Raw genomic sequence first — 22,876 nt, 5'->3', positions numbered from 1 at the left:
CTGTTGGAGGCCCGCATGGCAAGGCGTTACGAACTCTCTGATGCATCATGGGAACTGATCAAGGATTTGGTTTCTCCAGAGCAGAAAATGGGCCGTCCTCGCAGTGATGACCGCCAGGTTTTCCATGGAATCTTGTGGGTTCTGTGCTCTAGCGCTCCCTGGCGTGACCTGCCTGAACGCTTTGGGCCATGGTCAACCGTGTATCAGCGTTTTCGTAACTGGCGCGACGACGGTACTTTTGAGCGAGTACTGGAGCGTCTGCACATCCGGCTGAACCGAGAGGGACTGATCGACTTGGACACCTGGATGATCGACTCCACCGCTGTACGAGCAACCCGAGCCTCTTCAGGCGCCGAGAAAAAGGGGGGCCTGAAGAACCGTTAGATCATGCCTTGGGGCGCAGCCGAGGCGGCCTGACCACCAAGATTCACATGGTGTGCGATACCAATAGCGTGCCACTGCATTTCAGGCTTTCACCAGGACAGGCCAGTGATAGTTCCCATGCTCAGCCGTTGCTGGATGCTGTAAGCATTGCTGGCAAGCCGGGCGACCGCGTAAACGTAGCCGGTGGTTGCTGGCAGACAAGGGATACGATGCCGAACACCTGCGTCAGTACTGCGATCGTTACCGGATGCAGCCGGTAATCCCATTGCGCGCCATGCCGCGCAAACCCCGACCTGGCTTGCCTCGGCTATTTGACCGACCAAAATACCGTCAACGGAACATCATTGAGCGGATGTTTGGCTGGCTCAAAGAGAATCGCAGAATCGGCACTCGCTATGACAAGCTGGCTAAGAGCTTTGTAGCCATGGTCACCTTGGCCTGCGGCCTACGCTGCATGCGGCAATACTTTTCGTACAAAGCCTAGAAACGCTGCATGTGGGCGAGGCCGAGCAGAACCTGAGTTTCAGGGCCAGTACCTCGACGACGAAACGTACAACACCTTCCGGTACTACGATCTGGAGGTGGGGCGGTGTGACGCAGGGTTCGATTGGGTTGGCGGGTGGGTCCAACCTGTACCAGTACAACCTGAATCCTGTGACGTGGGTAGATGCGCTGGGGCTTGCAGGATGCGCACTTCCTAAATCGAGGTGCAGGGTCTAGCATAGGCAACATATTGTCTGATTTGCCAAACGGTACGAAGATCAAAGTGGAGATGTGTTAATGGTTGTCTCGAATCAAAAAGTTGATCTGCTCATCTCTCATAGCCAAATTCAGGTGCGTTCCCGCCCCTATGACGAGTCGGCTAGTCAGTGGGGACGAAAAAATCTTGAGCAAGGCGCAGTTCTACATAGTGACTACGTAGTATTTGATCCACTCCTGGATGATGCCTTTGGCGCCAATGTGAAGCTGTATCTTCTCGAAAGCTTTTCACTGCTTGAGAGAGTGGATTAGAAGTGACATGTCGCATGGAACTCTGGCGCAGGTGACGGAAAATTTATGGTGCTGGGGTGTAAATGAAAACTATCTTGACTTGGTCAATAATGAACTAGGTCCAGAGGGCATTTTGGTATCTTGGAAACCCTCTAGCCCACGCAAAGCATCCAAAAGAATACCATGAGATTGCTGGTCTATTGCCTTGGCTCCGTAAGTCAAATGGTGAGAATCAAGAGGGCTTTTTATATGGCTATGAGTCAAACAGTAAAAAGCCTAAGCGCTGAAGCTGGCTTTTAGGTAATGGGTTCTTGATAGTGAATGATTGAGTTGCGCAGCGGAGCCATCATCGTACTCGTTCGCAAGTTGCATCAGCACCTGAAGATAACCTCGAAATCGAATTTAAAGACAGTATATTGAAAGGAGCACGTTGATGAACGGCATCAAGCATTATGAGTGGGATAAAAGACTCAAAACGAAGTCGAGTAAAGTGATTCCTGGAGATATTTTTTGTTTTAAGCTCGATCGTGATGGATATGGTGTTGGAAGGATCATGACGCGGAACAGTCTTGGGCATGTGGCAGAAATATTTGAAATGACCTTGAGTTCACCCGTATTGAGCACGCTCCCTCTAAAACGTTTGGGTGATCCGATAATATTGGATTCTTACTCTTTGTTTGATCGTAAAGCTGAGGGGGATTGGCGAATCATTGCGCATGACGATGGGTATGAAGCCCCGCTTGAAGAAGCTGTTCGGTTCGCATATGGAGTCGCTGATAATAAACGACTTGTCGATATATTTGATAACGAAGTTTTTTTGGCGGGAAGGGAAGAAGATTATCCTCGGTACTCTCCAATGGGAGATGAGAAGATAAAGAAGGTTTTCGGTCTGTAGAAATTCTTGATAATCTGATTTGGTCAGTTTGCCAAATGGCTTCGATGCGAAGAACTTTGACCCTCATTGACCTGCACCGTGAGGTGTATCGCACCCAAGGCAAGCTCACCAGCTGCTTCGGCTACGACGCCGTGGGTTGGAAGGCCTGGCATTTCGCTTGGATGTCGCTCGTCAACAAGCTCTCGTAGGTGAATAACGCAGGGATCCAGCCGGCGCTGTATGTGGAGCATGCCTATAACCCAATCTACCGTCGTTATCAGTACGACTCTAGGGGAGCTGAGGAGGCTGCGCAAAGAAACGCTTGGGCAGAACATCGTGTACCTATATGAGCCAAGGACCTGTGCGCCACTGGCGCGGATTGGCCAGGTGGAGGGGCAGGTGTTGTTCTTGGTCATATCTGGGAAATCCCCGAAACTATCTGAAAACACCGAGAAGAGATACGCGCAGATACGCAGCCGTAGCACCGGCTCGATCACGACCAGTGATGGTTTCAGGTGTGATCCAGCAGCCAACTAGCCGGACTTCAATGCACATCTGGATCTGTAATGGCGAGGTCAGGAGTATCGGTATGATCCCTTTCTATGCTTATGTACGCCGCTGATAGTATTCCAGGTACATGAGTGTATATCGTTTGGTTGCTGCAGCTCTCGATGGCGTGTGAGTTAATTAGCAGTATCTTGGTTTTGATTGGTTGGAAAATCAAGTTCAACTCAGGCATGATCGTGACTCGTATAGGGCCAGCCAGAGCTTCCGCTACGGCTCAGCGACCAGTCGTTTCAAGCTGGGTGCACACAGTGGTTTAGACGACAAGAAGCCCATTGACGATAAGCTGCAGGCACAAAAATGTCTTAAAAGTAAAAAATAAATTCTATCGTAGTGTTAGATGCCAGAGGAGGTTGGAGATGAAGGTTTTCAAGATAGTCCCTACTTCGGAAAGGGGTGCGTTTACATTTGGAGGTGACAAAGCCTATATTGAAAGTTGGCCTAAGAATCCCGAAGGCAAAGACCTTGCGCTCATGTTCAGTTTCGATTGCAAAGCTGTCAGAGACATAATGCAGAGGAGCGACCTGCCCCCGGAAGGCTTTTTGCATGTCTTCTGGACTTACGATCCTGAAGAGTATTTTCTTGATCTAATCACTTATGATCAAGTCAACCAGCAAAAGGATGTGCCTTCATACACTCTCGTTGTTCACTCGAATACAGGAAGAACTTGTCATTCGCCTCGAGCATCGATTCCGCTGCAATATGCGGATCTTGTCGAAGGGACAATTGGCGATGAGGAAATAAGCGTGGCCTCTCTGTTTGCTGATGATGCGCCGGTTGGCGCCATGATACCCCGGACCCTAGAAGATCATTACAGCTTTTTATGCCAGGTCTATGCTTCAGATTTCCCGAGTCCATACCAAGATGCGCTATATTTGACGGACGGTGTCGGGTATCTTTTGGTCAATAAAGATCTTGGTAATGAAAGGGCTGACGGGTGCTTTTTTGTTCAGGTGGCGTAGCGAGTAACAACAAGCGAGCAAACAGGGGCATTATGGGATCTGAAAATCGGTTGTATTTTGAAGCTGAACTGCTCAAGAAGCTGAAAGCCTTAGCCACAGAATTTGATGGAATCACAGCGACAAAAAACACACTAAAGTTCAAGCACAAGAAAAAATATATTGCCAATTTGTATTTGGACCATATTGGACGTGCCGACTGCTATGTTCTAGCTGGGAGTGTCTATGGCGGTGACTTATATGAATGCATGTTGCATCATGAGCCTCCCTATAAAAGTAACCTTTTCCACGATGCCTGTTTTTCGTTTATTTCATCTGGAGAGAAAGGCAGCCCGTTCAGTGGAAGCATGTCTGGCTCCATAAGCACTCCGCCTCCCGAGCAAGTCGAGGACATATGCATTCATGTTGTTTCTGCGCTAAGAAACTTTTACATTCCTAAGATTTTTTCATGCATAACACCTACAGCTCAAACAGTTGAGGGGGTGTTGTCATCCCCTAGTGCCTATGCATATCCTGCGATCTTCATAAGCTGCGCGGCTAGCTTAGGCAGCTCTTTCGACTATAGGGAGCAAATAAATAAAGCCATCGTCTCCAAGAAGATAATAAAAAATAAATCCTATGACATTCCGCTGCTTTCTGGGTTTTTACAGAGGGCATGGCGGAACTGATTCTATCCCTGCCCAATCTAGTATGGGGAGAGCGAGGCGCTACGTGGTGCCTAAGACAGGCCCCCGTGGTTGAGAAGCAACCAAGCATAGTAAGGGCTATCATGATAGGAACGATTGATGAAAGGTAAGGTGAAGTTTTGCAGCGGGGATTATTTTTCCATTCCGATGAAAGATGGGCGATTTGCAATAGCTCAGGTGCTATGGCTAGGTACGGATAGTAAGGATCGAAAGTTTAGAAAGATTTTTGCTTTCGCCGTAAGATCGATCGGCAATGATCTGAAGGTTTTTGAAGAGAAGCGATATTTGAGCTTCAGAGACTATAAAGGTGAATTCGTAGTGATATTCACTTCCTTAGAAAATCTAGTGTCAGGGGAGTGGCCGAGACTACAAGAAGGTGCTGTTTCAGATGAAGCATATCATGCGTTAGAGTTCAATATGGCTGGGACGCTCTATCGAAAGGGGTTTCCGCTACGGCCACTTGAAATAGATGAGTACAAAGATCATCTGTTGATGGGGGTGTCAGGCTATGCTTTAGTTGAGAGCTACTTGCAGCAACACACAACGACGGGATGATGATAAAGCTGCAGTATAATCGAGGGTTGGGGTTAGAAGGGTACGCCCAGGATGAACGTTATAATGGGTTGTTTAGATGAGGCTGATGGTTGCAAGTGGACAGTATCCCGAGAAATACTGGGTAAAATACGATCGTGCGGTCAATCCGCGTCATGTTGATTTTTGCCAGGCGAAAAGATTAATATGACAAATGAATCTGTTTTTGTTTTATCTCAATAGGAGGGTAAGTATGACAGCTGTCAGTAAATACGATTTTCTCTACAGTGATGGTGCTGGCCTGGTCAGTGAAAAAGCGCCAGGGTCTTTTGTGTTTAGGGTTTTGGAAAGAAGAATCAGCATTATTTTGTCGGACCGACTTGCTCAGGCGCTTGAGGCTGTTTCAGTGAAACGTGTAAGGTTTGTGTAACAGCTTCAGCTGAGTGTCTGATGATGGATATGATTGACCGTGGGGTAGATATGTATATATTCGACGCTACAGATATAAAATCTTGCGAAGAAGATGACGTATTGATCGTGGCACTCTGTGATGACGCGGTCGATCCGCAAGCCTTTATCATCATCACGCGTTTGGATGAAGAAAATAATGCCACTGTCGAGGAGGGTGTTGGGCTTCAAACTGCAGAGACAGCCTATGAAGTGACGAATGCCATCCAGAGTGTAAGTGTTTCAGAAAACAGGTTGGAGGTTGAGATAAAGCCGGGTCATTGGCAGCACTTCAACGGTAAAGCCGTTGTCGTTGAGCTAAAAGGGAAGGCTGCAGATGACAAGAGCATTAGTCTTTTAAAGGATTCGCTGAGAAAATTATTGGAAGGCAGTAGTATCTTGGTTGACTTATAGCCTTGCTTTTTCAGTTACACGCTTTGATGCTTCAGCTAACCGACGGTCCCTACGCTGGATGACGTGCTGGCTCAAGGCAATAAAGTATACCGGGCTGCGTAAAATTGGGACTTGGTAAGAGGTTGTTTGAAATGGATTCAATCACGGGGGGATTGCTGTGATGAGAAGCAAGGATTTCTATGTTGTCGGCCCTGACAGTGTTGAGGGGGTGCCCCTTTTTTTCGATGCAACATGGTCTCCAGAGCTTCCTGAATTCAATCAGGCCGGGGAGAGCCCTCAAGGGAGTTTATTTGAACGTTGTTACACTGTCAAGTTGGAGTTGGAACGGTTTGAAGTTGATGCGGTGCTGGAGCAGTATATCGTTTCATCAGGATTTTTGAATCTGTGCGCTATGCATAGATGTCGTTACATTGAGTTGCCGTTGACGATCGAGTTAGGGTCTGGAGCACGCCTGAGAGATTTCAGCTTCTTTTGCATCCTGAGTAGACGCTCTTTGCTGGATGTTGAAAGGTCAGAGTTCGCCCTAATGGATGAAGCATTGCTACGGCCGAAGGCCGAGCGGATCAATTCGTCGCCAATCTACGACCGGATTGATCGCTTCGTCATCAAAGATGATGTCCATGAAGACTTGTTTTTTTGCGAAGAGCTTACACAGGCGGTGTGTTCGTGGGCCTTCAAAGAAGCATATTCTGCCAAGAAACTTATTGGCTTGACGTTTGAGAAGATTGATGAGGCTTTCACTTTCAATCCTTGGGAGGGGTGGTGAATCGATCTGTCACTGAAGCAGTGACTCGACGAAGGACTGCTGGATTCACTATTCACGTCCTGTTATAAGCCAGCGAAACCTTTGCAACCAGTAAGGGTGATGTGATTATGATGGATGCTTCAAGCCCTGCCTACCTGCGGACGCTGAGAACGCATGCTTGAGCTTGTGTTATAGACTGGTAGGCGCGCTCCATGAGCAGCTGCCCAGCTGCTAGCAACGATGCCGACCTGCTGCTGTGAGTGTTTGAGGAGTCTCAGGTCCAGTATGAGGAGCCCTGAATGAAGATGATGGTCCCCAGTGACGAATACCCTGAAAAGTATTGGCTCAAGTATGATCATGAAAAAAACCCAAGCCACTTGGAATTCATTTTGACAAAAGCGCTAGAGCTTGACACTGATTTTGTAGCTTTCAGTATACAAAAGAAGATTAGTTTGGCAGCTTTCAAGAAATTCGATTTCCTTTACAGTGACGGTCCTGATTTGGTAAGTGGGAGAGTTTCCAGAATTCTTCGAGACAACTGCCCTGATGACGTCCAGCTTGTACCTGCTATCATCGAGGTCAATGATCAAGTTATTACAGACTATGCTGTGTTGAATGTGCTGAAGTTTGAGGAGGCCTTTGATTTGAGCAGCTGTGTGTATGGCCCCTTGATAAAGTCCATACCAGATGGGCCTAAGAGGTTCAGAAAAATAGTTTTGCAGGATAAAGTATCGGATGCTCAGTTTTTCAGGGCTTCGGAAAACAGAGAGAGTATTGTTCTTTCTAATAGTATTGCCCAGCTTTTCAAAGACGCTTCTGTCAAGGGGGTTGAGCTTGTGTCAGTGCTTGAAGGGCTTTAGTCTTGAAGCTTAAGACTCCCGCATCGAACAGCGGCTTCTCAGGGTGTGACCTTCAGTGAGGCGTTAACTAAGTAAGGTGGCGAGGTCGCTGGAAAATGTCGTAGGAGGATATGAGTCATGAAGCGAAGTGCCTTGATAGAGCTATATGCACCCGGCATGGTCTTGTTTGATCCAGCGCACCTTGCAGAATTTATAAAAAGTCAGGGGCTGGTTGATAAAAATATTTTTAATGCTTTTTTGATAGACGAAACGCTCGGGCAGAAGGCGATCGAGCAGGGAGTGGTTCTCCCTATATATCAAATTACGGAGCAAGCGTATTTTGTGTTTGCAGAGCCTCGAGATAGAAATATGGATTGCTTGCCAGAGCCAATATTCACGCATCAGGGACTCCCGCTGTCAATAATGTCTGGTATGTTGGTGGTATCAGATCTGAATGCGCTATTTGACTGGAATGAAGATTTTTTCCTGAATTATAAAAACGAGTACGATTCTAGGCTTCCCAGCAATGATTATATTGACGTCGAGCCTGGAAATTATAGTTTGTCCATCAGAGGCTACGTAGGTCTCCAACATTGTGGTTCTGAACGAGGGTATGGGCTCGAATTTTCCGCTGTTTCCAGCCTGCCTGTGATTGCTGATGCCTCAGATGTGAGTGATCTGGATTTTGAACTGACTGGCCCTTGAATGCTACAGTTCTGATGTTCATTAGTGCCCTTCAGGCACGTCTATATGGATGGAAACATGACCGCGAACGCCTTGCGCGCCTTGGTCCCACCTCCTAAACATCCTGTGGCAGCAGGCGCAGGGAAGGTATGGCCAGAGATCAAACCCGGTGTGTCCTTTCCGGCTGACTACATGGAATTCGTTGACAGTTATGGTGCCGGAAAAATAGCCAATTTCGTTGTTCTATTCAATCCATTCAGTCCTGAAAGAAGCGTAAATTTATTTGAGCAGTCCAGCTTGATTTTAACCGATCTTGACGAGTTGAATCGGGCCGATCCTGATTACTTTGACTATCCACTATTTGTCACAACGGAAGGGTTGATCCCGGTAGGTGTGACCGATAACGGCGATTACTTATTCTGGGCGGCGCGGTCGGACCGCGATAGTGATCACTGGGGCGTTGCTATCGTTGCAGCAAGATCGCCCGAAATCGAGCATTTTCAACTCAACCTGACCACCATGCTCGCTGACGTTTTATCTGGTGCACTCAAGCCACGAAGCTTTCCTAGTACGTTGGCGCATGGCATGGCCAGCTTTGATCCGATAGCCAAGGTATGCCTTTGAGCCTTATTGATCTGCCTTCGACAGAGCAGCGTGTGTTCTGCTACGACGCAAGGGCCCGGGAGGCCCGGCCGTTCGCTCCGCCGTCGCCAGCCGACAAACGTTCGCAGGTTCACAACGCAAATATCCGTAGAGTGCCACTCCAGCGTTGAATTTCTAGACCGCTTGGGTTTTACTGCTTCAAGGATAGGGTTGGATAAAGTGTAGTGAGGAGAGGTTCCGTGCTGGCTCTAAACAGATACTACAAGTTGTCAGAGATCATAGAGTATGTGAAGTGGAGTGGGGATGAAGGCGACGATTTTTGCTTGTATGGTGAAGACGACCAAGGCCTTAACCTGGAAGACGATTACTTTTTGGCAGACTATCCCAAGGTGGAAGACGATCAGGAGGTGTATCCCGAGTCTGTGAAAGCAGAAAGTTTGGACTATATGTTTTCGGGTCAGCACTGTGTCGATGTGGTGAGGTCAGTGCTGGAGCAAAAGCCCAAGGCTACCCACGAGGAATACAGTGCGGCATTGAATTATTACGCAGATCACGACACCTTCATGGATGTGGAGGTTTGAGGGACGTTGTCTAAACAAGGGTAGACAAGATGGATGCTTATGACATCGAGCGGTCCCAGAAAATTCATGTCTGGGTAGGAAGCAATTTCTCTCCAGAAGAGGAGTATCTGAAGTATTTCGAGCTGGACTAGACAGCTGATCTGGGTGACCCGGATTACAAGATCTGTGGCTTTTGCAGGGATATCGGCACCGATTGGTACGATGAGGACTTTATCGGTATTATCCCTCGGAGAGAGCAAGAGGTAAGTCTGGATGAAATTCTTTCAGAGTCATCTGTCGATCCAGGTCAAATAGCTGCTTTGAAAGCCGCCTGCCTGGCGTTGGGCATAGACAAGGCCAATGCCATATTTTGGTATTCGGATGGGGGCACATTGGTTGCCGAACCGATCCGGACTGAGTACAACGGGTTGCACTATATTGGGCTATTTGAGGGAAATTGAATACGTCAAAGCGCAGGTCTTAGGTGCGCTGCATATGGCGAAAAGCCGCCATATGCTGATAGCGACGGCCCAATGATCAACAAGAGCTGATGGTCTGTGAACCCGCTTCTCAGCGCGACGGCTAGTCTTGCAGGTCAGCCGGGTTATCGAGGGTACAGAGTCAACGCTCATGTGCCAGACGCTTGAACAGGCTTGCTCGATCATGATGAGCGTTTACGTTTGGAGATAAAAATGGAGCCGGAAACGCTGGAGCAGTACGACAAGGTGCATGTATGGGTGGGTACGAATTTTTCGTCTGAAGAAGAATACCTGAGCTATTTCGAGCTGGATTATTCAGTCGACATTGATGACCCTAAATATCAGGTTTGCGGATTTTGCAAGGATATTGGCATTTCCTGGTATGACGAAGATTTCATGGGGATCATGCCACGCAAGCCGGATGAGGTCAGCCTTGATGAACTGCTGGTCGATTCAGCAGTCGACCGCGACCGGTTGCCCGATCTCAAAGCCCAATGCATGGAGCTGGGTATTGTGAGGGCCAATGCCATCCTGTGGTACTCCGATGGGAGCGTGGAGGTTTCTGATATACCGGGCAAGCTCTATAATGGCTTGCAGTACATAGGCTTGTATGATGGAGAGTAGTGACGCAGGTTGAAAGGCCACACGTCGACGTGTCAATTCATGTCTGCATTCCAGGCGATGAAATAAACTGATCACAGTCGCCTATCACCTGTCAGGTCGTACGTGTGCATCTACAATGTCGCTTATCCTCGGAGAGTGCTTGAGGCAGAAGGGATAAGCTGGAGAAAAACCTTCGCAGGAGTATTCATGCACGACAGCAAAGTCCAGTACATCACCACCAACGATTCCAGGGTGATCGCGAATGCGGTCCTCAAGGTGGCGGACGTCGATATCGTCATGACAGATTTCGATGCTTCGGAGTTTGGCAGTGTGCAGAGAAAAGCTCTGCTCAGTTGGAGCAGGGAAGAAGAAGGTATCTACTATGGGGCCGCTGTGCGTGGCTTGAAGATTTCAGAGCAGGCACTGGACATTGAAGTGCGGGTGCCAGGAGACGTCAGTATAGACCTTGGTCCAGAAGAACTGGTCTTGGACAGTAGCCTGATTGCTCGCGGTCGCTATGTGCTATCAGTCGACATCTACTTGGACCTCCCTCTGAAGCATTTCGGCGAGGTTCCGGACCATATAAAACCTCTACTAGAGTACTCCGAGATCTTCCACGTCATCATCAGGCTCAGGCGGTCGAGTAAACTGCCGTTGTGCATAGGGATGGAAAGAAACCCGGTGTATAACAGTTATGGCCAGCTCGGATTTTTCATAGCTGACCTTGAAAAGATGAACGCCTACATCATTTCCCGATTGGGCGAAGGCGAAGTCAACTTGAAAGACGCCTTTTGTGAAACTGAACTCGCTAACGAGCTGTTCGAAGAGGGGCTTTTGATACTGGTGTGGGGCATGACTCCTACGGCATATTACGTGTACGGGCTGGATTGTGCGGACGACAGGCGTCTGGTGCCAAGCGTGGCGCAGCCTCAATTCACCGGCACGTACAAGTTCAGGTCTGACGTACAGCAGCCGAGCGTCGTACCTGGGGAGTATTTGCTCGACTGGCCCGCATGCCTGAATGCCAACTTTCCAACGATTACCCTCGCGGGCAAGTGCGAATGGGTCAGCGTCGACGTGCACGTCATGGGTTACTACTACATGGGTATTGGTACGGGTCCGAATTTCCCTGTCATAACGGCTTATCGAGATGAAGATAGTGATGCTGCGCAGCCGTTGCTCATGGTCGATATGGCCTATGTAAAGCCACAGTTGTGCTTTTGACTATGCTTCTTCCAAGGGTTATAAGATAAGCAGTTACGAATAATGCGAGACGGGTCGAGGCCGCTGTTGGATTGTACTCACATTAAAAGCAGGTACCCGGATGAAGCGATATACGTTGACAGACGTAGAACAATGGCTACACAGCAAGGATTTTTTTGAGACCCTCGTGGCGGGCGTCGATGACTGGGACACGCTGCTCGCTCAGCGCGATGACGAACGTTTCGATGCCCAATGGTCTGCTTCGTACGAGGCACTGCTAAAGGTGCCATACCGCTCCCGCGAAGATGAGAAAACGTCTGCAAGGATTCGGGAGCATGTGTTCAAAAAGGTCTTTGCTCTCACAGGAAGCTCAGAGGTGGCGGGGTATGCCTCAGACGATTTCGGCTTGATCATAGACGCCGTTTTAAAGACGTCTGGCAGTGCATGGGCGAACGTAATGCTCAACAGTTATACCGCAGGTGTGTTCCCTTGTTGATTCTGTGCCTTGTCAACGGAATGCTGTGCAAGCCCAGGTCATGAGTTGCGCCCTGCAGACCACTGTGGCAACGTGTTCATTTCGACAGTTCCGGTATGCCCATGATCACGCTGTCACGCTCCGATCCGCCAATTAGCGCTTCCGACATCGCAGCGCTCGAAACACAGATCGCAGCCCGCTTGCCTGCTTCATTCAAACACCTGTTCCTGTCATACAACGGCGGTATTCCCGACAGAGATTGCTGGGAAGGTAATGACGGCTATGAAGCGATTCAGATTAAAAAGTTCAAGGCCTTATCGCGATCTGACACACAGGACGCGTCGGAAACCAGGTACCTTGGCGGATGCTATGCCCTCATGACGGAACGGCAAGTCGTGCCGCTGACACTGCTGCCTTTTGCGATCGATGGAGGGGGCAATTTTTTCTGCCTCGACCTGGCCGATGGAAGCGTGTGCTTCTATGCGACTGACTCGTTCGATCCTGATTCGACGGTTGTCGAGAATCAACGGCATGCCTATCGTCGGTTGGCTGAAACCTTCGACAGTTTCTTGTCTGGATTGAAGGATGAGTCTGAGATCGATGCATGGGAGTAGTATCGAGGCTCCAGCTTCCCTGCTCTCACGCTTCGAGCACTGCATTCATGGAGTCAACGCCTTCGAAGACTCGATCAAAACGGTCGAAAAGGGATCGATCCTTGAATTCCTGTATGCCTTGGTGGAAGCCTGGCGCGGCGATTGGTAGGTCCCCCATAAGCCTGCCCTCGATCCCTCGACACGATCATTTCGCAGGCCGCGTACTCCAGGGCACAGGCGCATCCCACCCACTGCCGAACCCAGTCCAACCCAACAAGACCTCACCCCAAATCCCCCATGACCCTCGAATTCCACCTGCACACCGACACAGCCACCCTGGCCGTCTTCGACACGCACGCGATACGCCACCGCCTGGACGACACCTGCGATTGGTGGAGCCTTCCGCACGACGAACTGCTGGAAACCAACGCGGGCGCCATCGCCTTCCTGAACCTGCCGAGCGATGGCACCTACCAGGTCAGGGTCCAGGCGTCGCTGACGAACGCAGACGGCAGCGTCTACCTGCGCGTGCCCTCGGGCCAGGTGTTCATCGGGGCAGGCGAGGACACCACCGGAGGCGGCCTGGAGCCTGACGGGTCCGACGTGATCCAGGGGCAGTTCATCACCCTCGACAAGGGCACCTACTGCATGCGCTACAAAGGGGAGGCGGGCATCATCCACTTGTCCTTTTCACCGTCCACGACCTGCTGCAACCACCTGACCGACTCAATCAGGCTGCCGATGCCTCGTTGACGACCTGCGACAGAGCCCTGTAGCGATCGCCGTCACACACTGTCGGGATCCCCGAAGAACACCTGGATCCGCGACCGCAACCACCGCTCCGCCGGGTCATTGTCCTGCGCCCCTCGCCAGGCCATGTGCAACTCGAACGTCCCTACCTCGATCGGCGGCTCTTCCGCCCGCAACCCGCCCGCCGCGGTCAGTACCTCGGCCGTATAGTCCGGCACCGTCGCCAGGATGTCCGTCCCCGCGAGCAGGCTCCCCAGCCCATTGAACTGCGGCACCGCCAGCACCACGTGGCGCTTGCGCCCGATCGTCTCCAGCGCTTCGTCGATGAACCCCGACAGGTCCCCGGCGAACGACACCAGCGCGTGGGGCCGGGCGCAGAAGTCGTCCAGGGTGATCGCACCGGGCACGCTGTCGGCGCGCAGCAGCGTCGCCCGGCTGCGCCGCAGCACCTTGCGCTTGGCGTTGGCCGGCAGGTCGGCGGTGTAGCTCACACCCACCGAGATCTCGCCTGAGGCGAGCAGGGCGGGCATCAACAGATAGTTGACCCGGCGCACCACCAGCACGATACCGGGGGCTTCGGCGCGTATGCGCTTGAGCAGCAGCGGCAGCAGGGCGAACTCGACGTCGTCCGACAGGCCGATGCGAAACACCGCGGTGCTGGTGGCCGGGTCGAACTCGGCGGCGCGGCTGACGGCGGTGGAGATCGAGTCCAGGGCCGGAGAGAGCAGGGCGAAGATCTCTTGAGCGCGGGCCGAAGGTTCCATGGTGCGGCCGGTGCGCACGAACAGCGGATCGTCGAACAGGTTGCGCAGGCGCGACAGGGCTGCACTGATCGCCGGCTGGCCGAGGAACAGCTTTTCTGCGGCGCGGGTCACGCTGCGCTCGTGCATCAGGGTCTCGAACACAATCAGCAGGTTGAGGTCTACACGACGCAGGTCGTTACGGTTCATCGATCGTTGGGCCTGTATGCCGGGGGTGGGGCAGGGGTGAATACTAAAGCCAAAGGCTGTTACCCTGCACCGCTTTCCCGCACGTCGGGTGTCGAGGTGCCCGGCCGATCGATGTCAGGCATGTCGACTATCGATGACCGCCCATGGCTTGGCGGGCGATGTCCCGATACAGTGCAGGGTAATACGAGGTTCACACAGGCGAGGTAGGCCATGTCGCGCATCATCCGTTTCCACAAGTTCGGCGCTGCCGAGGTGCTGCGCTGCGAGCAGCAGACCGAGCCGACGCCGACCGCGGGCGAGGTGCAGGTGCGTGTCGAGGCGATCGGCATCAGCTGGTACGACGTGCTCTGGCGGCAGAACCTGGCGCCGTCCAAGGCGCGCCTGCCGGCCGGCATCGGCCAGGAGATGGCCGGCGTGGTCACCGCCGTGGGCGAAGGCGTCGAGGACATCGCCGTGGGCGATCGCGTGGCCAGCTTCCCGGCGGCCAGCGCCAATGACCATCCCGTCTATGGCGATGTGGTGGTGCTGCCACGTACCGCCATCACCCGCTACCCGGACCTGCTCTCGCCGATCGAGGCGAGCGTGCATTACACGCCCTTGCTGATCGCCTATTTCGCCTATGTCGAGCTGGCCAAGGCCAAACCGGGGCAGACCGCCTTGGTGACCGATGCCAGCCACTGCGCCGGGCCGGCCTTCGTGCAACTGGGCAAGGCCCTGGGCCTGAAGGTGTTCGCGGTGACCAAGCAGGCCGAGCAGCGTGCGCCGCTGCTGGCGCTGGGCGCCGACAAGGTGATCGTCACCGAGGAGCAGGACCTGCTGCTGCAGGTGGCCAAGTACACCGACAGCCGCGGCGTGGACATGGTCCTCGATGGGCTGGGCGGGCCGCAGATGTCGTTGCTGGGCGATGTCCTGGCGCCGCGTGGCAGCCTGGTGCTGTACGGCCTGCAGGGCGGCAACCAGACACCGTTCCCGGCCTGCGCGGCGTTCCAGAAGAACATCCAGTTCCACGTGCACTGCATCGGCAACTTCACTGGCAAGCCGGAGCTGGGCATCGCCCAGGAACAGGCCGCCATGGCGCGGGCCCTGGACGCGATCAACCGCTTCACGGCCGACCGCCTGCTGACGCCGCAGATCGTCAAGGTCTACCCGTTCAGCCAGGTGGTCGAGGCGCACCGCTACATGGACGGCTGCCCCTGTGGCGGGCGTGTGGTGCTGGACATGGCGCTCGGCTGAAACCCTCTTCGACACGCCGGTCGGAGGCCTTGGCGGCCCTGGCCGGCCACCGTGATCGCGTCCCTGTCATAAAGCGCGAAACGCGTCCTTTATCTCTTCCTTGAGAAATTTCCTACAGCACATTAAGTAATTGCCGATAGGCTGGGCGGCAAACTTTAAGTGCGCTTTTTGTTATCGTCGACACGTTGAAAAAGTCTGAATGAAAGTTGGGCGATAATACGCGTCTGAATGGTTTTTTTACCCTGATCTGTATCTGTTATTCCTGTCTCGAGAATCGATAATGGCCCCGTGATAGCCGTCGGCCAGGCCACGCAAGGTGTGGGCTGGCGCGAATGAAGGCTGCGGGAAAGTTGTCGCCAACTCGGGCAAGGCGCGCCTGTCATGGGCCGTTTTCGAAGAGCGCTTTCATTCACGGACGTGTCGCGTGAAGCACAAGCCCATATGCCAAGGAGGTGCATGACATGGCAAGTACGATTCATGACCAGGCCATGCAATACATATACAAGCAAGTACTCGAGCGCTTGTTGGACGACATGAGCCGGCCCCAGCGCGCCGCGTTGCGCTTGTTGGTCCAGCGGGTGGTGATCGCGGCGGGTGGGCCTGATGGGATCGCGCGCTTTCGCGTGTTCTTCCCCTACAGCGGCGACGACCGCAGCAGCCATGCCCTGGCCTGCCTGCGTGCGGCGCAGTTGAACCTCGCCAGCCGCGGGCCGGCGACCTTCGCCTTGCGTGTATTGCTGTTGCCCGGGGGTGGGCGCCGGATGCCGCTGCGCCACGCCTTGGAGCGCTGTTTCAGCCGCCTGTTCCTGGAGGACGACCCGCGTGTCGAGCTGCTGATGGTCGATGGCGGCCAGGTGGTGCCGTTCTGTACGCGGCGCCTGCTCGACCCGCAACTCGATGCCCTGGGGCGGGAGCGGTTGCTCACCCTCGGGCATCTCTGCCAGGGCCAGCCGGAACGTGTACTCGAGGGTTGGCACGTCCTGGCCCAGGCCGAAGCCTGCCGCGTGGCGCTGGGCCAAGAGGGCGCTGCGGACGTCCTGGCCACCGAACTGCCCCTGGCCCAGCAGCGACGGCTGCTGGCCTGGAGCCAACGCTGTCGACGGGCGATGGGCCTGCCGGAAGACCGCTGGGTGCGCTATTGCGCGCGCGGTCTGCTGAACAACCTGGGCCAGCTCTACGAGCACGTGACACCGTACAGCCCAGGCTCGGCGCGTACAGGAACGGAGGTGGCCGAGCCGGTGCCGAGCGGGCCACGCTTGCAGGTGATCGATCTGGCCGACCTGTTGCCCGACGACGCTACCGACCCCGAGTCGCTCGAGCCTTGGCTGAGCCCTCGACTCCTGGCGCCTTCCTGCGTGGGCGAGGGCACCCGGGCGGTAGAGCACTGGCGCGAGGCGTCCTACCGGGCCTTCCTGCGCACCCACGCGCTTTCCGCCCAGCAGTTCGATTGCCTGCTCAGCGCACCGTTCGTGGACCGAGGCGCAGGGCTCGAGGCCTTCATCAGGCGCTGCTACCCCGAGATGCGTGTGGCGCTGCCGTTGTTGCACCAGGCCTTGCAAGGGCGACCGTGTCCGGAAGCGGTAGGCCGCTGGCTGGTCACCGCCACCGGGTTGCCGGTCAGCACCCTACAGGCGTTGTACGCTGATGAAGGGCAGTCGCATGGCCTGCGGCGGCTGTTCGCGCACCTGACGCGGTGTGAAGACGATCTGCCCGGCTGGACCAGCGGTGGCTGCGCGGTCAGCGCGGGCCAGGCCTCGCGGTCGACAGCCCGATGAGCAAGTCGAGCCGAGGCGAGTTCGCCTATCAGGCGGTGTACCGCTACCTGTTGACGCTGACCCGTCACAACACGGTGTGCAACGAACACAAGCTGCCTTCGCTGCGGGACCTGGCCAAGCGTCTCAAGGTCTCGCTGTCGACGGTGCAGCACGCCTACAACCAGCTGGAGCACGAAGGCCGAGTGCGCTCGGTGCCCAAGTCCGGTTACTACATCAATCGCCCCTCGGCCTGCAGCCAGCATGCCCGCCTCGCTGCCCCCGTGGTCTCGGGCGATCACGATGTCCTGCGCCTGCTCGAGCCGCCGCTGCCTGCCATGCCGGCGCTGGACCATGCGCTGCTCACCGAGGAGCGTCGTTTGGCGCGACAGGGCAGCCGCAGCGTGCACGAGCGGCGCCTGGCCGGGGAGCTGATGCTGCGCAGCGCCCTGGCCACGCGCTATACGCAGTCCTCCATGCACTGCTGGAGCGCTGAGGACGTCTACCTGGCGACCGACCTGCAGGCGCTGCTGGAAACCGTGTTCGCCAGCTTGTCGCTGCAGAACGAAGCCCTCCTGGTGCCGTCACCCGTCTGCGCGCGTCTGTTGTGGCTGCTGAAGCAGACCGGTCGCCGGATCGTCGAGCTGCCCCTCGATGCCCATGGCTGCCCCGACTTGTGCGCGCTGGCGCACCTGCTGCGGCATGAACGGGTCGGGCTGGCGTTGTTGCCGTCCTGCCTGGCCAGCCCACTGGGGCGGGTGATTCCAGTGGCGGCGCAACGGGCCATGGCCGCGCTGCTCGAACAGCACCGGGTGTGGGTGCTGGAAAACGACATGGACAGCGAGCATTGTTTCGACGGCCCGCCGGCGGCGCGGTTGCGCGATACCCTCGACCCGGAACGGTTGCTGGTGCTCGGCTCGGTGCACGCCTGCGTCGGCGCGGAGGCGCCCTATGCCTATGTGCTGAGCGATCACGAGCCGGTACGCCAGGCCTTCATGTGGCGCGACTTCCGCCTGCCGCCCCTGCGTCAGCATGCGCTGGCGCGGTTGCTGGTCAAGGGCCAGGTCGATGCCCACCTGCAGGTGGTGCGCAGTGAGCTGGCGCTGCGGGTGGACGCACTGTGCGCGGAAATCGCCCGGCAGGTCCCCGGTCAACTGGCGTTCGAACGGCCCGCAGGTGGACGCGGGCTGTGGATTAGGACGTACCAGGACATCGACATGCAGCGCATGCTGCGCGAATTTTCGGCCAAGGGCCTGCACGCCGCGCCAGGGCCGATGTTCAGCGCACGTGGCTGGCATCGGCAGCATGTGTTGCTGGCCTGGGAAGGCGGCCGCCTCAACGATCTGCGCCAGGCCGTGGGCCTGCTGCGACAACGGCTGGCACGGTATCGACAGCCTGACCGCTGATCCAGTCGATTTGCCTGGGGGCGCTCTCTGTATGTATAACCAGTGGGCCCATCCCCTTGCCGCCTGTCTACCGTGATTGCCCATTCCGTCGAAGAACCCTTCTACTACCTGCACAATTTCCAGCAGGTACTCGACTGGGTCGAGCTGCGCTACGCCGACCTGCTCGACGAGCAGGAGCGCGCGTTCATCCGTACGTTCGCCGAGTTGCCACGCCCTGCACGGGCCTTGCTGGTGCGCATGGTCATGCGCAAGGGCGAGCTGTTTCGCACCGACAAGCTCCAGTACGCCGAAATCGGCTGCACCCACGCGGCCCTGGCCCCGCTGCTCGACACCGGCTGGGTGGCCGAGCAGGTCGAACTGGGCGTCGAGCAGCTGTTCGGACTGCTGCGCAAGGACGAACTGACGCGCTGTTTCGCCGGGCAACTGAGCCGGCCCAAGGCGCTCAAACACGAGCTGCTGGCCGAGCTGCTGGCTCTGGAGCTGGCGCCGCGCACCTTAGCGTCGTGGTTCCCGACATTCCCTGAACGTGTGGTGCAGTGGCGCCTGCAAGCGCTGTGCGACCGGCTGCGGCTGTTGTTCTTCGGCAACCTGTACCAGGACTGGTCGGAGTTCGTGCTGGCCGACCTGGGCTTCGCGCGCTACGAGCAGGTGGCCTTCAGCGCCGATTCCCGGGCCCTGCGCAGCCGTGAGGACGTCACGGCGGCCATGGCGCTGCATGCCTGCACCGAACAGCTGGAGCAGGGTGCCACGCCGCAGCAGGTGTTCGCCGCGTTGCCGACGCTCGCGGCCGACAACCCGTGGCTGGCCCGCCGCAGGGCGCGTTTGCTGTTCGGTCTGGGCCAGCAGTGCGAACGCTTGGGCGACTGGGACCAGGCCACGGCCATCTACGCCGAGTGCCAGCACCCGCAGGCGCGCATCCGCCAGGTCCGCGTGCTCGAGCGCAGCGAACAGTGGACCGCCGCCCATGCCCTCGCCACCCAGGTGGCCGAGGCCCCGGCCAACGCCCTGGAAGTGCAGGCCCTCGAGCGCATGCTGCCGCGCCTGGCGCGCAAGCTGGGCGGCGCGCCGCGTGCGCGTCGCAAGGCGTCGACCGCCAACCTCATTCACCTGGTGCTGCCGGCCGAGCACGCCAGCCTCGGGGTCGAACGGGCCGTCGGCCAGTACCTGCATGAGGAGCACGGCGGCCAGGTGCACTACGTGGAGAACACCCTGTTCAACGGGCTGTTCGGGCTGCTGTGCTGGGAGGTGATCTTCTCGCCCGTGCCGGGTGCGTTCTTCCACCCGTTCCAGAGCGCGCCGCAAGACCTGCACGAGGCCGACTTCCAGCTACGCCGTGCCGAGGCCTTCGAGGCCTGCTTCGCCCGGCTCGACGCCGGCACCCATGCCGAGGCCATCCGCCAGGTCCATCAGGCCAAGCACGGCTTGCAGTCACCCTTCGTCTGCTGGCCGGCGCTGTCGCCCGAGCTGCTCGAGCAGGCGCTGGGCTGCCTGCCGCCGGCACACCTGAAGGCGTGCTTCATCCGTCTGCTGCAGGACATCCGCAACAACCGCACCGGCATGCCGGACCTGATCCAGTTCTGGCCCGACGAGGGGCGTTACCGGATGATCGAGGTCAAGGGCCCCGGTGATCGCCTGCAGGACAACCAGCTGCGTTGGCTGGAGTTCTGCCGCGAGCATGGCTTGCCGGTGGACGTCTGCCACGTGCGCTGGGACAACGCGGCGTCATGAGCTACACCGTTGCCGTGCGCGCCTTGTGCGAGTTCAGTGCCAAGGTCGGCGACCTGGACCTGCGCTTCACCCCGTCGCCCACCGCCCAGGAGGGCATCGACGGCCATCGCCGCGTGGTGGCGCGCCGTGGGGCGGGGTACGAGGCCGAAGTGGCACTGGAGGGGCAGTACCAGAGCCTGCGGGTACGCGGACGGGCCGATGGCTACGATCCGGCGCTCAACCGCCTGGAGGAGATCAAGACCCACCGCGGTGACCTCTCGCGCCAGCCCGACAACCACCGGCAACTGCACTGGGCACAGGCCAAGGTCTATGGCTGGTTGCTGTGCCAGGCACGGCAGCTCGAGCGCCTCGAGGTGGCCCTGGTCTACCTGGACGTCGACAGCGACCGGCAGACGGTGATCAGCGAGTCCTGGCAGGCGACCGACCTGGAACGGTTCTTCGACAAGGTTTGTGCCTACTTTCTCGGCTGGGCCCAGGCCCAGGAGCAACGGCTGCTGGCGCGCAACGACGGCCTGCAGGCCTTGCAGTTCCCCTACGCCGCCTTCCGCCAGGGCCAGCGACAGTTGGCCGAGACCCTGTACAAGGCGGTCAGCACCGGGCGCTGCCTGATGGCCCAGGCCAGCACCGGCATCGGCAAGACCCTGGGCACGTTGTTCCCGCTGCTCAAGGCCACCTCCCCACAGCGGCTCGACAAGATCTTCTTTCTGACCGCCAAGACCCCTGGCCGTGCTCTGGCCCTGCACGCGTTGCGCCAATTGACGGAGGCCTCGCCGCAACCGGCCTTGCGCACCCTGGAACTGATCGCCCGCGACAAGGCCTGCGAGCACCCGGACAAGGCCTGCCATGGTGAGTCCTGCCCGCTGGCGCAAGGCTTCTACGATCGCCTGCCGGCGGCACGCGCGGCGGCCAACCAGCGGCCGCTGCTGGACCAGGCCGGCGTGCGCGAGGTGGCGCTGGCGCACCAGGTCTGCCCGTACTACCTGGCCCAGGAAATGGCGCGCTGGGCTGACGTGGTGGTGGCCGACTACAACTACTACTTCGATGCCCACGCCTTGCTCTTCGGCCTGGCCCAGGCCAACCAGTGGCGCACGGCGGTGCTGGTGGACGAGGCGCACAACCTGGTCGAGCGTGGGCGACAGATGTACAGCGCCAGCCTCGACCAGGGCCAGCTGGCCACCCTGCGCAAGCGCAAGCCGGCCGGATTGACCAGCGTACTGGGCGGGCTCAACCGCGCCTGGAATGCCTTGTACAAGGAACAGCGCGCCCCGTACCAGGCCAGTGCAGTGTTGCCCGAGCCGCTCCTGCGCGCCTTGCAGCGCTTCGTCGGCGTGGTGCAGGAGCAGATGAACCAGGCCCCGCTCGGCATCGAGCCGGACCTGCTGGCGTTCTACTTCCATGCCTTGCAGTTCACTCGCGTGGCCGAGCTGTTCGACGAGCATTTCCTGTTCGACGTCAGCGTGCGCGAGGGGCAGGGCAAGCGGCGCCTGGCCACCCTGTGCCTGCGTAACGTGGTCCCGGCCCGGCTGCTGGCGCCGCGCATGAGCGCCGCGCGCAGCGTCACGCTGTTCTCCGCAACGCTCGGGCCGCGCCAGTTCTACACCGACCTGCTGGGCATGCCGGCCGACACCGCCTGGCTGGAAGTGGCCGCGCCGTTTCGTGCCGAGCAGTTGCAGGTGCGCATCGCCAGCCACGTGTCGACGCGCTACCGCGAGCGGCAGGCGTCGCTGGCACCCATCGTCGAGCTGATCGCCGAGCAGTACACGCGGCAGCCGGGCAACTACCTGGCGTTCTTCAGCAGCTTCGAGTACCTGGAGCAGGTCTCGCGGTTGCTGGCCGAGCGTCATCCGTCGATCCCGCGCTGGGAGCAGGCGCCAGGCATGGACGAGGCGCGGCGCGAGGCGTTCCTGGCGCGCTTCGTGCCGGACGGGCAGGGGGTCGGTTTCGCGGTACTGGGCGGGGCGTTCGGAGAGGGGGTCGACTTGCCCGGTACGCGGCTGATCGGGGCGTTCGTCGCCACCCTCGGGCTGCCCCAGGTCAACCCGGTCAACGAGCAGTTCAAGCAGCGCCTGGAACGCCAGTTCGGTGCCGGGTTCGACTACGCCTACCTGTATCCGGGGGTGCGCAAGGTGATCCAGGCCGCGGGCCGAGTGATCCGGGGGGATCAGGATCAGGGCACGCTGGTGCTGATCGATGAGCGCTTCGCCGAGGCGCGGGTGCGGCAGATGTTTCCGTCGTGGTGGCAGTGTCCTGAGGGGTAGGCGCGTCTGCTGGGGTGTCAGCGGGATAGGGCCATTTATTGCACCCATCGGTTCACCGACATGGTACAGGCACGCTCATCCTCCTGTGGGAGCAACTGTCTTTTTTCTACTCGGTACATGCCCGACCCTATGGGCTGATGTGTGGGCTTACCTGCGATGCAGGCGGC

General features: G+C 57.0%; 24 protein-coding genes and 3 pseudogenes. 26 read left to right on the top strand and 1 reads right to left on the bottom strand.

Translation table 11 applies throughout. The annotated features are described in order from the left end of the window. The first annotated feature begins 15 nt into the window (after positions 1 to 15). The 21 genes and pseudogenes from G7007_RS06340 to G7007_RS06245 all read left to right on the top strand — a co-directional run bounded on the left by G7007_RS06340 (position 16) and on the right by G7007_RS06245 (position 13,386). A pseudogene (locus G7007_RS06340) lies at positions 16 to 868 on the top strand (IS5 family transposase). Beyond that, positions 862 to 1,068 (top strand): annotated as a pseudogene (locus G7007_RS22135) (RHS repeat-associated core domain-containing protein); the annotation flags it as partial. The pseudogenes G7007_RS06340 and G7007_RS22135, both read left to right, overlap by 7 nt. A 96-nt stretch (positions 1,069 to 1,164) precedes the next feature. Next, positions 1,165 to 1,395: a competence protein ComJ gene (comJ, locus tag G7007_RS06330; protein WP_181100020.1), complete on the top strand. Its 231-nt coding sequence runs from the start codon at positions 1,165 to 1,167 to the stop codon at positions 1,393 to 1,395. Positions 1,396 to 1,807: 412 nt separating this feature from the next. Then, positions 1,808 to 2,269 carry an Imm26 family immunity protein gene (locus tag G7007_RS06325; protein ID WP_181100018.1) on the top strand — a complete coding sequence of 154 codons (462 nt, stop codon included), beginning with the start codon at positions 1,808 to 1,810 and terminating at the stop codon, positions 2,267 to 2,269. Positions 2,270 to 2,337: 68 nt separating this feature from the next. Continuing rightward, a pseudogene (locus G7007_RS22130) lies at positions 2,338 to 2,605 on the top strand (HNH/ENDO VII family nuclease); the annotation flags it as partial. A gap of 566 nt (positions 2,606 to 3,171) precedes the next feature. Beyond that, a complete protein-coding gene (locus G7007_RS06320) occupies positions 3,172 to 3,774 on the top strand; it encodes a DUF1963 domain-containing protein (protein WP_181100017.1) in 603 nt (200 codons plus the stop codon). A 32-nt stretch (positions 3,775 to 3,806) separates the two neighbouring features. Next, positions 3,807 to 4,439 carry a hypothetical protein gene (locus tag G7007_RS06315; protein WP_181100016.1) on the top strand — a complete coding sequence of 211 codons (633 nt, stop codon included), beginning with the start codon at positions 3,807 to 3,809 and terminating at the stop codon, positions 4,437 to 4,439. A 117-nt stretch (positions 4,440 to 4,556) separates the two neighbouring features. Then, the gene (locus tag G7007_RS06310) at positions 4,557 to 5,012 is read left to right on the top strand and encodes a hypothetical protein (RefSeq protein ID WP_181100015.1); all 456 of its coding nucleotides are present in this window, start codon (positions 4,557 to 4,559) and stop codon (positions 5,010 to 5,012) included. Positions 5,013 to 5,241: 229 nt separating this feature from the next. Beyond that, positions 5,242 to 5,418 carry a hypothetical protein gene (locus G7007_RS06305; protein WP_181100014.1) on the top strand — a complete coding sequence of 59 codons (177 nt, stop codon included), beginning with the start codon at positions 5,242 to 5,244 and terminating at the stop codon, positions 5,416 to 5,418. Positions 5,419 to 5,438: 20 nt separating this feature from the next. Beyond that, positions 5,439 to 5,849 carry a hypothetical protein gene (locus G7007_RS06300; RefSeq protein ID WP_181100013.1) on the top strand — a complete coding sequence of 137 codons (411 nt, stop codon included), beginning with the start codon at positions 5,439 to 5,441 and terminating at the stop codon, positions 5,847 to 5,849. A gap of 160 nt (positions 5,850 to 6,009) precedes the next feature. Next, on the top strand, positions 6,010 to 6,615 hold the full coding sequence (locus tag G7007_RS06295; protein ID WP_181100012.1) for a hypothetical protein: 606 nt from the start codon (positions 6,010 to 6,012) through the stop codon (positions 6,613 to 6,615). Positions 6,616 to 6,893: 278 nt separating this feature from the next. Further along, positions 6,894 to 7,454 carry a hypothetical protein gene (locus G7007_RS06290; RefSeq protein WP_181100011.1) on the top strand — a complete coding sequence of 187 codons (561 nt, stop codon included), beginning with the start codon at positions 6,894 to 6,896 and terminating at the stop codon, positions 7,452 to 7,454. Positions 7,455 to 7,571: 117 nt separating this feature from the next. Continuing rightward, positions 7,572 to 8,138, top strand: a complete 567-nt coding sequence (locus G7007_RS06285; protein ID WP_181100010.1) for a hypothetical protein — start codon at positions 7,572 to 7,574, stop codon at positions 8,136 to 8,138. Positions 8,139 to 8,195: 57 nt separating this feature from the next. After that, entirely contained in the window at positions 8,196 to 8,741 is a 546-nt protein-coding gene (locus tag G7007_RS06280) for an SMI1/KNR4 family protein (RefSeq protein WP_181100009.1), read from the top strand. 218 nt (positions 8,742 to 8,959) lie between these two features. Next, positions 8,960 to 9,301: a DUF7716 domain-containing protein gene (locus G7007_RS06275; RefSeq protein ID WP_219858970.1), complete on the top strand. Its 342-nt coding sequence runs from the start codon at positions 8,960 to 8,962 to the stop codon at positions 9,299 to 9,301. A gap of 140 nt (positions 9,302 to 9,441) precedes the next feature. Then, positions 9,442 to 9,741: an immunity 22 family protein gene (locus G7007_RS06270; protein WP_258198502.1), complete on the top strand. Its 300-nt coding sequence runs from the start codon at positions 9,442 to 9,444 to the stop codon at positions 9,739 to 9,741. Positions 9,742 to 9,972: 231 nt separating this feature from the next. Further along, a complete protein-coding gene (locus G7007_RS06265; RefSeq protein ID WP_181100008.1) occupies positions 9,973 to 10,383 on the top strand; it encodes an immunity 22 family protein in 411 nt (136 codons plus the stop codon). A 186-nt stretch (positions 10,384 to 10,569) separates the two neighbouring features. After that, entirely contained in the window at positions 10,570 to 11,586 is a 1,017-nt protein-coding gene (locus G7007_RS06260) for a hypothetical protein (protein ID WP_181100007.1), read from the top strand. Between the two features lie 100 nt (positions 11,587 to 11,686). Continuing rightward, on the top strand, positions 11,687 to 12,061 hold the full coding sequence (locus G7007_RS06255) for a hypothetical protein (RefSeq protein ID WP_181100006.1): 375 nt from the start codon (positions 11,687 to 11,689) through the stop codon (positions 12,059 to 12,061). 101 nt (positions 12,062 to 12,162) lie between these two features. Then, positions 12,163 to 12,654 carry an SMI1/KNR4 family protein gene (locus G7007_RS06250; protein ID WP_258198497.1) on the top strand — a complete coding sequence of 164 codons (492 nt, stop codon included), beginning with the start codon at positions 12,163 to 12,165 and terminating at the stop codon, positions 12,652 to 12,654. A gap of 276 nt (positions 12,655 to 12,930) precedes the next feature. Next, positions 12,931 to 13,386 carry a DUF6386 family protein gene (locus G7007_RS06245; protein ID WP_181100004.1) on the top strand — a complete coding sequence of 152 codons (456 nt, stop codon included), beginning with the start codon at positions 12,931 to 12,933 and terminating at the stop codon, positions 13,384 to 13,386. Between the two features lie 32 nt (positions 13,387 to 13,418). On the opposite strand, the gene G7007_RS06240 is transcribed toward G7007_RS06245, so the two are convergent. Continuing rightward, positions 13,419 to 14,333, bottom strand: coding sequence for a LysR family transcriptional regulator (locus tag G7007_RS06240; protein WP_258197042.1), 915 nt, complete (start codon positions 14,331 to 14,333; stop codon positions 13,419 to 13,421). Positions 14,334 to 14,543: 210 nt separating this feature from the next. Here G7007_RS06240 and G7007_RS06235 point away from each other — a divergent pair, with 210 nt between their 5' ends. From G7007_RS06235 to G7007_RS06215, 5 genes are all read left to right on the top strand, one after another. Then, complete coding sequence (locus G7007_RS06235; protein ID WP_181100003.1) at positions 14,544 to 15,566, top strand: zinc-dependent alcohol dehydrogenase family protein; 1,023 nt, start codon at positions 14,544 to 14,546, stop codon at positions 15,564 to 15,566. Between the two features lie 461 nt (positions 15,567 to 16,027). Beyond that, positions 16,028 to 17,341 (top strand): hypothetical protein, encoded by a 1,314-nt coding sequence (locus tag G7007_RS06230; RefSeq protein WP_181100002.1) that lies wholly within the window; start codon positions 16,028 to 16,030, stop codon positions 17,339 to 17,341. Continuing rightward, positions 17,338 to 18,723 carry an aminotransferase-like domain-containing protein gene (locus tag G7007_RS06225; RefSeq protein ID WP_181100000.1) on the top strand — a complete coding sequence of 462 codons (1,386 nt, stop codon included), beginning with the start codon at positions 17,338 to 17,340 and terminating at the stop codon, positions 18,721 to 18,723. Before G7007_RS06230 ends, G7007_RS06225 begins: the two co-directional genes overlap by 4 nt. A 72-nt stretch (positions 18,724 to 18,795) precedes the next feature. Further along, complete coding sequence (locus G7007_RS06220) at positions 18,796 to 20,451, top strand: VRR-NUC domain-containing protein (protein WP_181099998.1); 1,656 nt, start codon at positions 18,796 to 18,798, stop codon at positions 20,449 to 20,451. Further along, the gene (locus tag G7007_RS06215) at positions 20,448 to 22,709 is read left to right on the top strand and encodes an ATP-dependent DNA helicase (RefSeq protein WP_181099996.1); all 2,262 of its coding nucleotides are present in this window, start codon (positions 20,448 to 20,450) and stop codon (positions 22,707 to 22,709) included. Before G7007_RS06220 ends, G7007_RS06215 begins: the two co-directional genes overlap by 4 nt. Positions 22,710 to 22,876: the final 167 nt, after the last annotated feature.

This window comes from Pseudomonas entomophila, assembly GCF_013523125.1.
In the GTDB taxonomy this organism is placed as follows: Bacteria; Pseudomonadota; Gammaproteobacteria; order Pseudomonadales; family Pseudomonadaceae; genus Aquipseudomonas; species Aquipseudomonas entomophila_B.
The sequence above is the reverse complement of the archived record's forward strand: the minus strand, read 5'-3'. Positions and strand labels throughout refer to the sequence as shown.

Excerpts from the sequence above, each read along its gene's own strand:
- G7007_RS06305 (WP_181100014.1), top strand. The coding sequence starts at position 5,242 with ATGACAGCTGTCAGTAAATACGATTTTCTCTACAGTGATGGTGCTGGC.
- G7007_RS06290 (WP_181100011.1), top strand. The coding sequence starts at position 6,894 with ATGAAGATGATGGTCCCCAGTGACGAATACCCTGAAAAGTATTGGCTC.
- G7007_RS06285 (WP_181100010.1), top strand. The coding sequence starts at position 7,572 with ATGAAGCGAAGTGCCTTGATAGAGCTATATGCACCCGGCATGGTCTTG.
- G7007_RS06265 (WP_181100008.1), top strand. The coding sequence starts at position 9,973 with ATGGAGCCGGAAACGCTGGAGCAGTACGACAAGGTGCATGTATGGGTG.
- G7007_RS06295 (WP_181100012.1), top strand. The coding sequence starts at position 6,010 with ATGAGAAGCAAGGATTTCTATGTTGTCGGCCCTGACAGTGTTGAGGGG.
- G7007_RS06250 (WP_258198497.1), top strand. The coding sequence starts at position 12,163 with ATGATCACGCTGTCACGCTCCGATCCGCCAATTAGCGCTTCCGACATC.
- G7007_RS06310 (WP_181100015.1), top strand. The coding sequence starts at position 4,557 with ATGAAAGGTAAGGTGAAGTTTTGCAGCGGGGATTATTTTTCCATTCCG.
- G7007_RS06215 (WP_181099996.1), top strand. The coding sequence starts at position 20,448 with ATGAGCTACACCGTTGCCGTGCGCGCCTTGTGCGAGTTCAGTGCCAAG.
- G7007_RS06300 (WP_181100013.1), top strand. The coding sequence starts at position 5,439 with ATGATGGATATGATTGACCGTGGGGTAGATATGTATATATTCGACGCT.
- G7007_RS06245 (WP_181100004.1), top strand. The coding sequence starts at position 12,931 with ATGACCCTCGAATTCCACCTGCACACCGACACAGCCACCCTGGCCGTC.
- G7007_RS06325 (WP_181100018.1), top strand. The coding sequence starts at position 1,808 with ATGAACGGCATCAAGCATTATGAGTGGGATAAAAGACTCAAAACGAAG.
- G7007_RS06230 (WP_181100002.1), top strand. The coding sequence starts at position 16,028 with ATGGCAAGTACGATTCATGACCAGGCCATGCAATACATATACAAGCAA.
- G7007_RS06240 (WP_258197042.1), bottom strand. The coding sequence starts at position 14,333 with ATGAACCGTAACGACCTGCGTCGTGTAGACCTCAACCTGCTGATTGTG.
- G7007_RS06320 (WP_181100017.1), top strand. The coding sequence starts at position 3,172 with ATGAAGGTTTTCAAGATAGTCCCTACTTCGGAAAGGGGTGCGTTTACA.
- G7007_RS06315 (WP_181100016.1), top strand. The coding sequence starts at position 3,807 with ATGGGATCTGAAAATCGGTTGTATTTTGAAGCTGAACTGCTCAAGAAG.
- comJ (WP_181100020.1), top strand. The coding sequence starts at position 1,165 with ATGGTTGTCTCGAATCAAAAAGTTGATCTGCTCATCTCTCATAGCCAA.
- G7007_RS06260 (WP_181100007.1), top strand. The coding sequence starts at position 10,570 with ATGCACGACAGCAAAGTCCAGTACATCACCACCAACGATTCCAGGGTG.
- G7007_RS06225 (WP_181100000.1), top strand. The coding sequence starts at position 17,338 with ATGAGCAAGTCGAGCCGAGGCGAGTTCGCCTATCAGGCGGTGTACCGC.
- G7007_RS06235 (WP_181100003.1), top strand. The coding sequence starts at position 14,544 with ATGTCGCGCATCATCCGTTTCCACAAGTTCGGCGCTGCCGAGGTGCTG.
- G7007_RS06255 (WP_181100006.1), top strand. The coding sequence starts at position 11,687 with ATGAAGCGATATACGTTGACAGACGTAGAACAATGGCTACACAGCAAG.
- G7007_RS06280 (WP_181100009.1), top strand. The coding sequence starts at position 8,196 with ATGACCGCGAACGCCTTGCGCGCCTTGGTCCCACCTCCTAAACATCCT.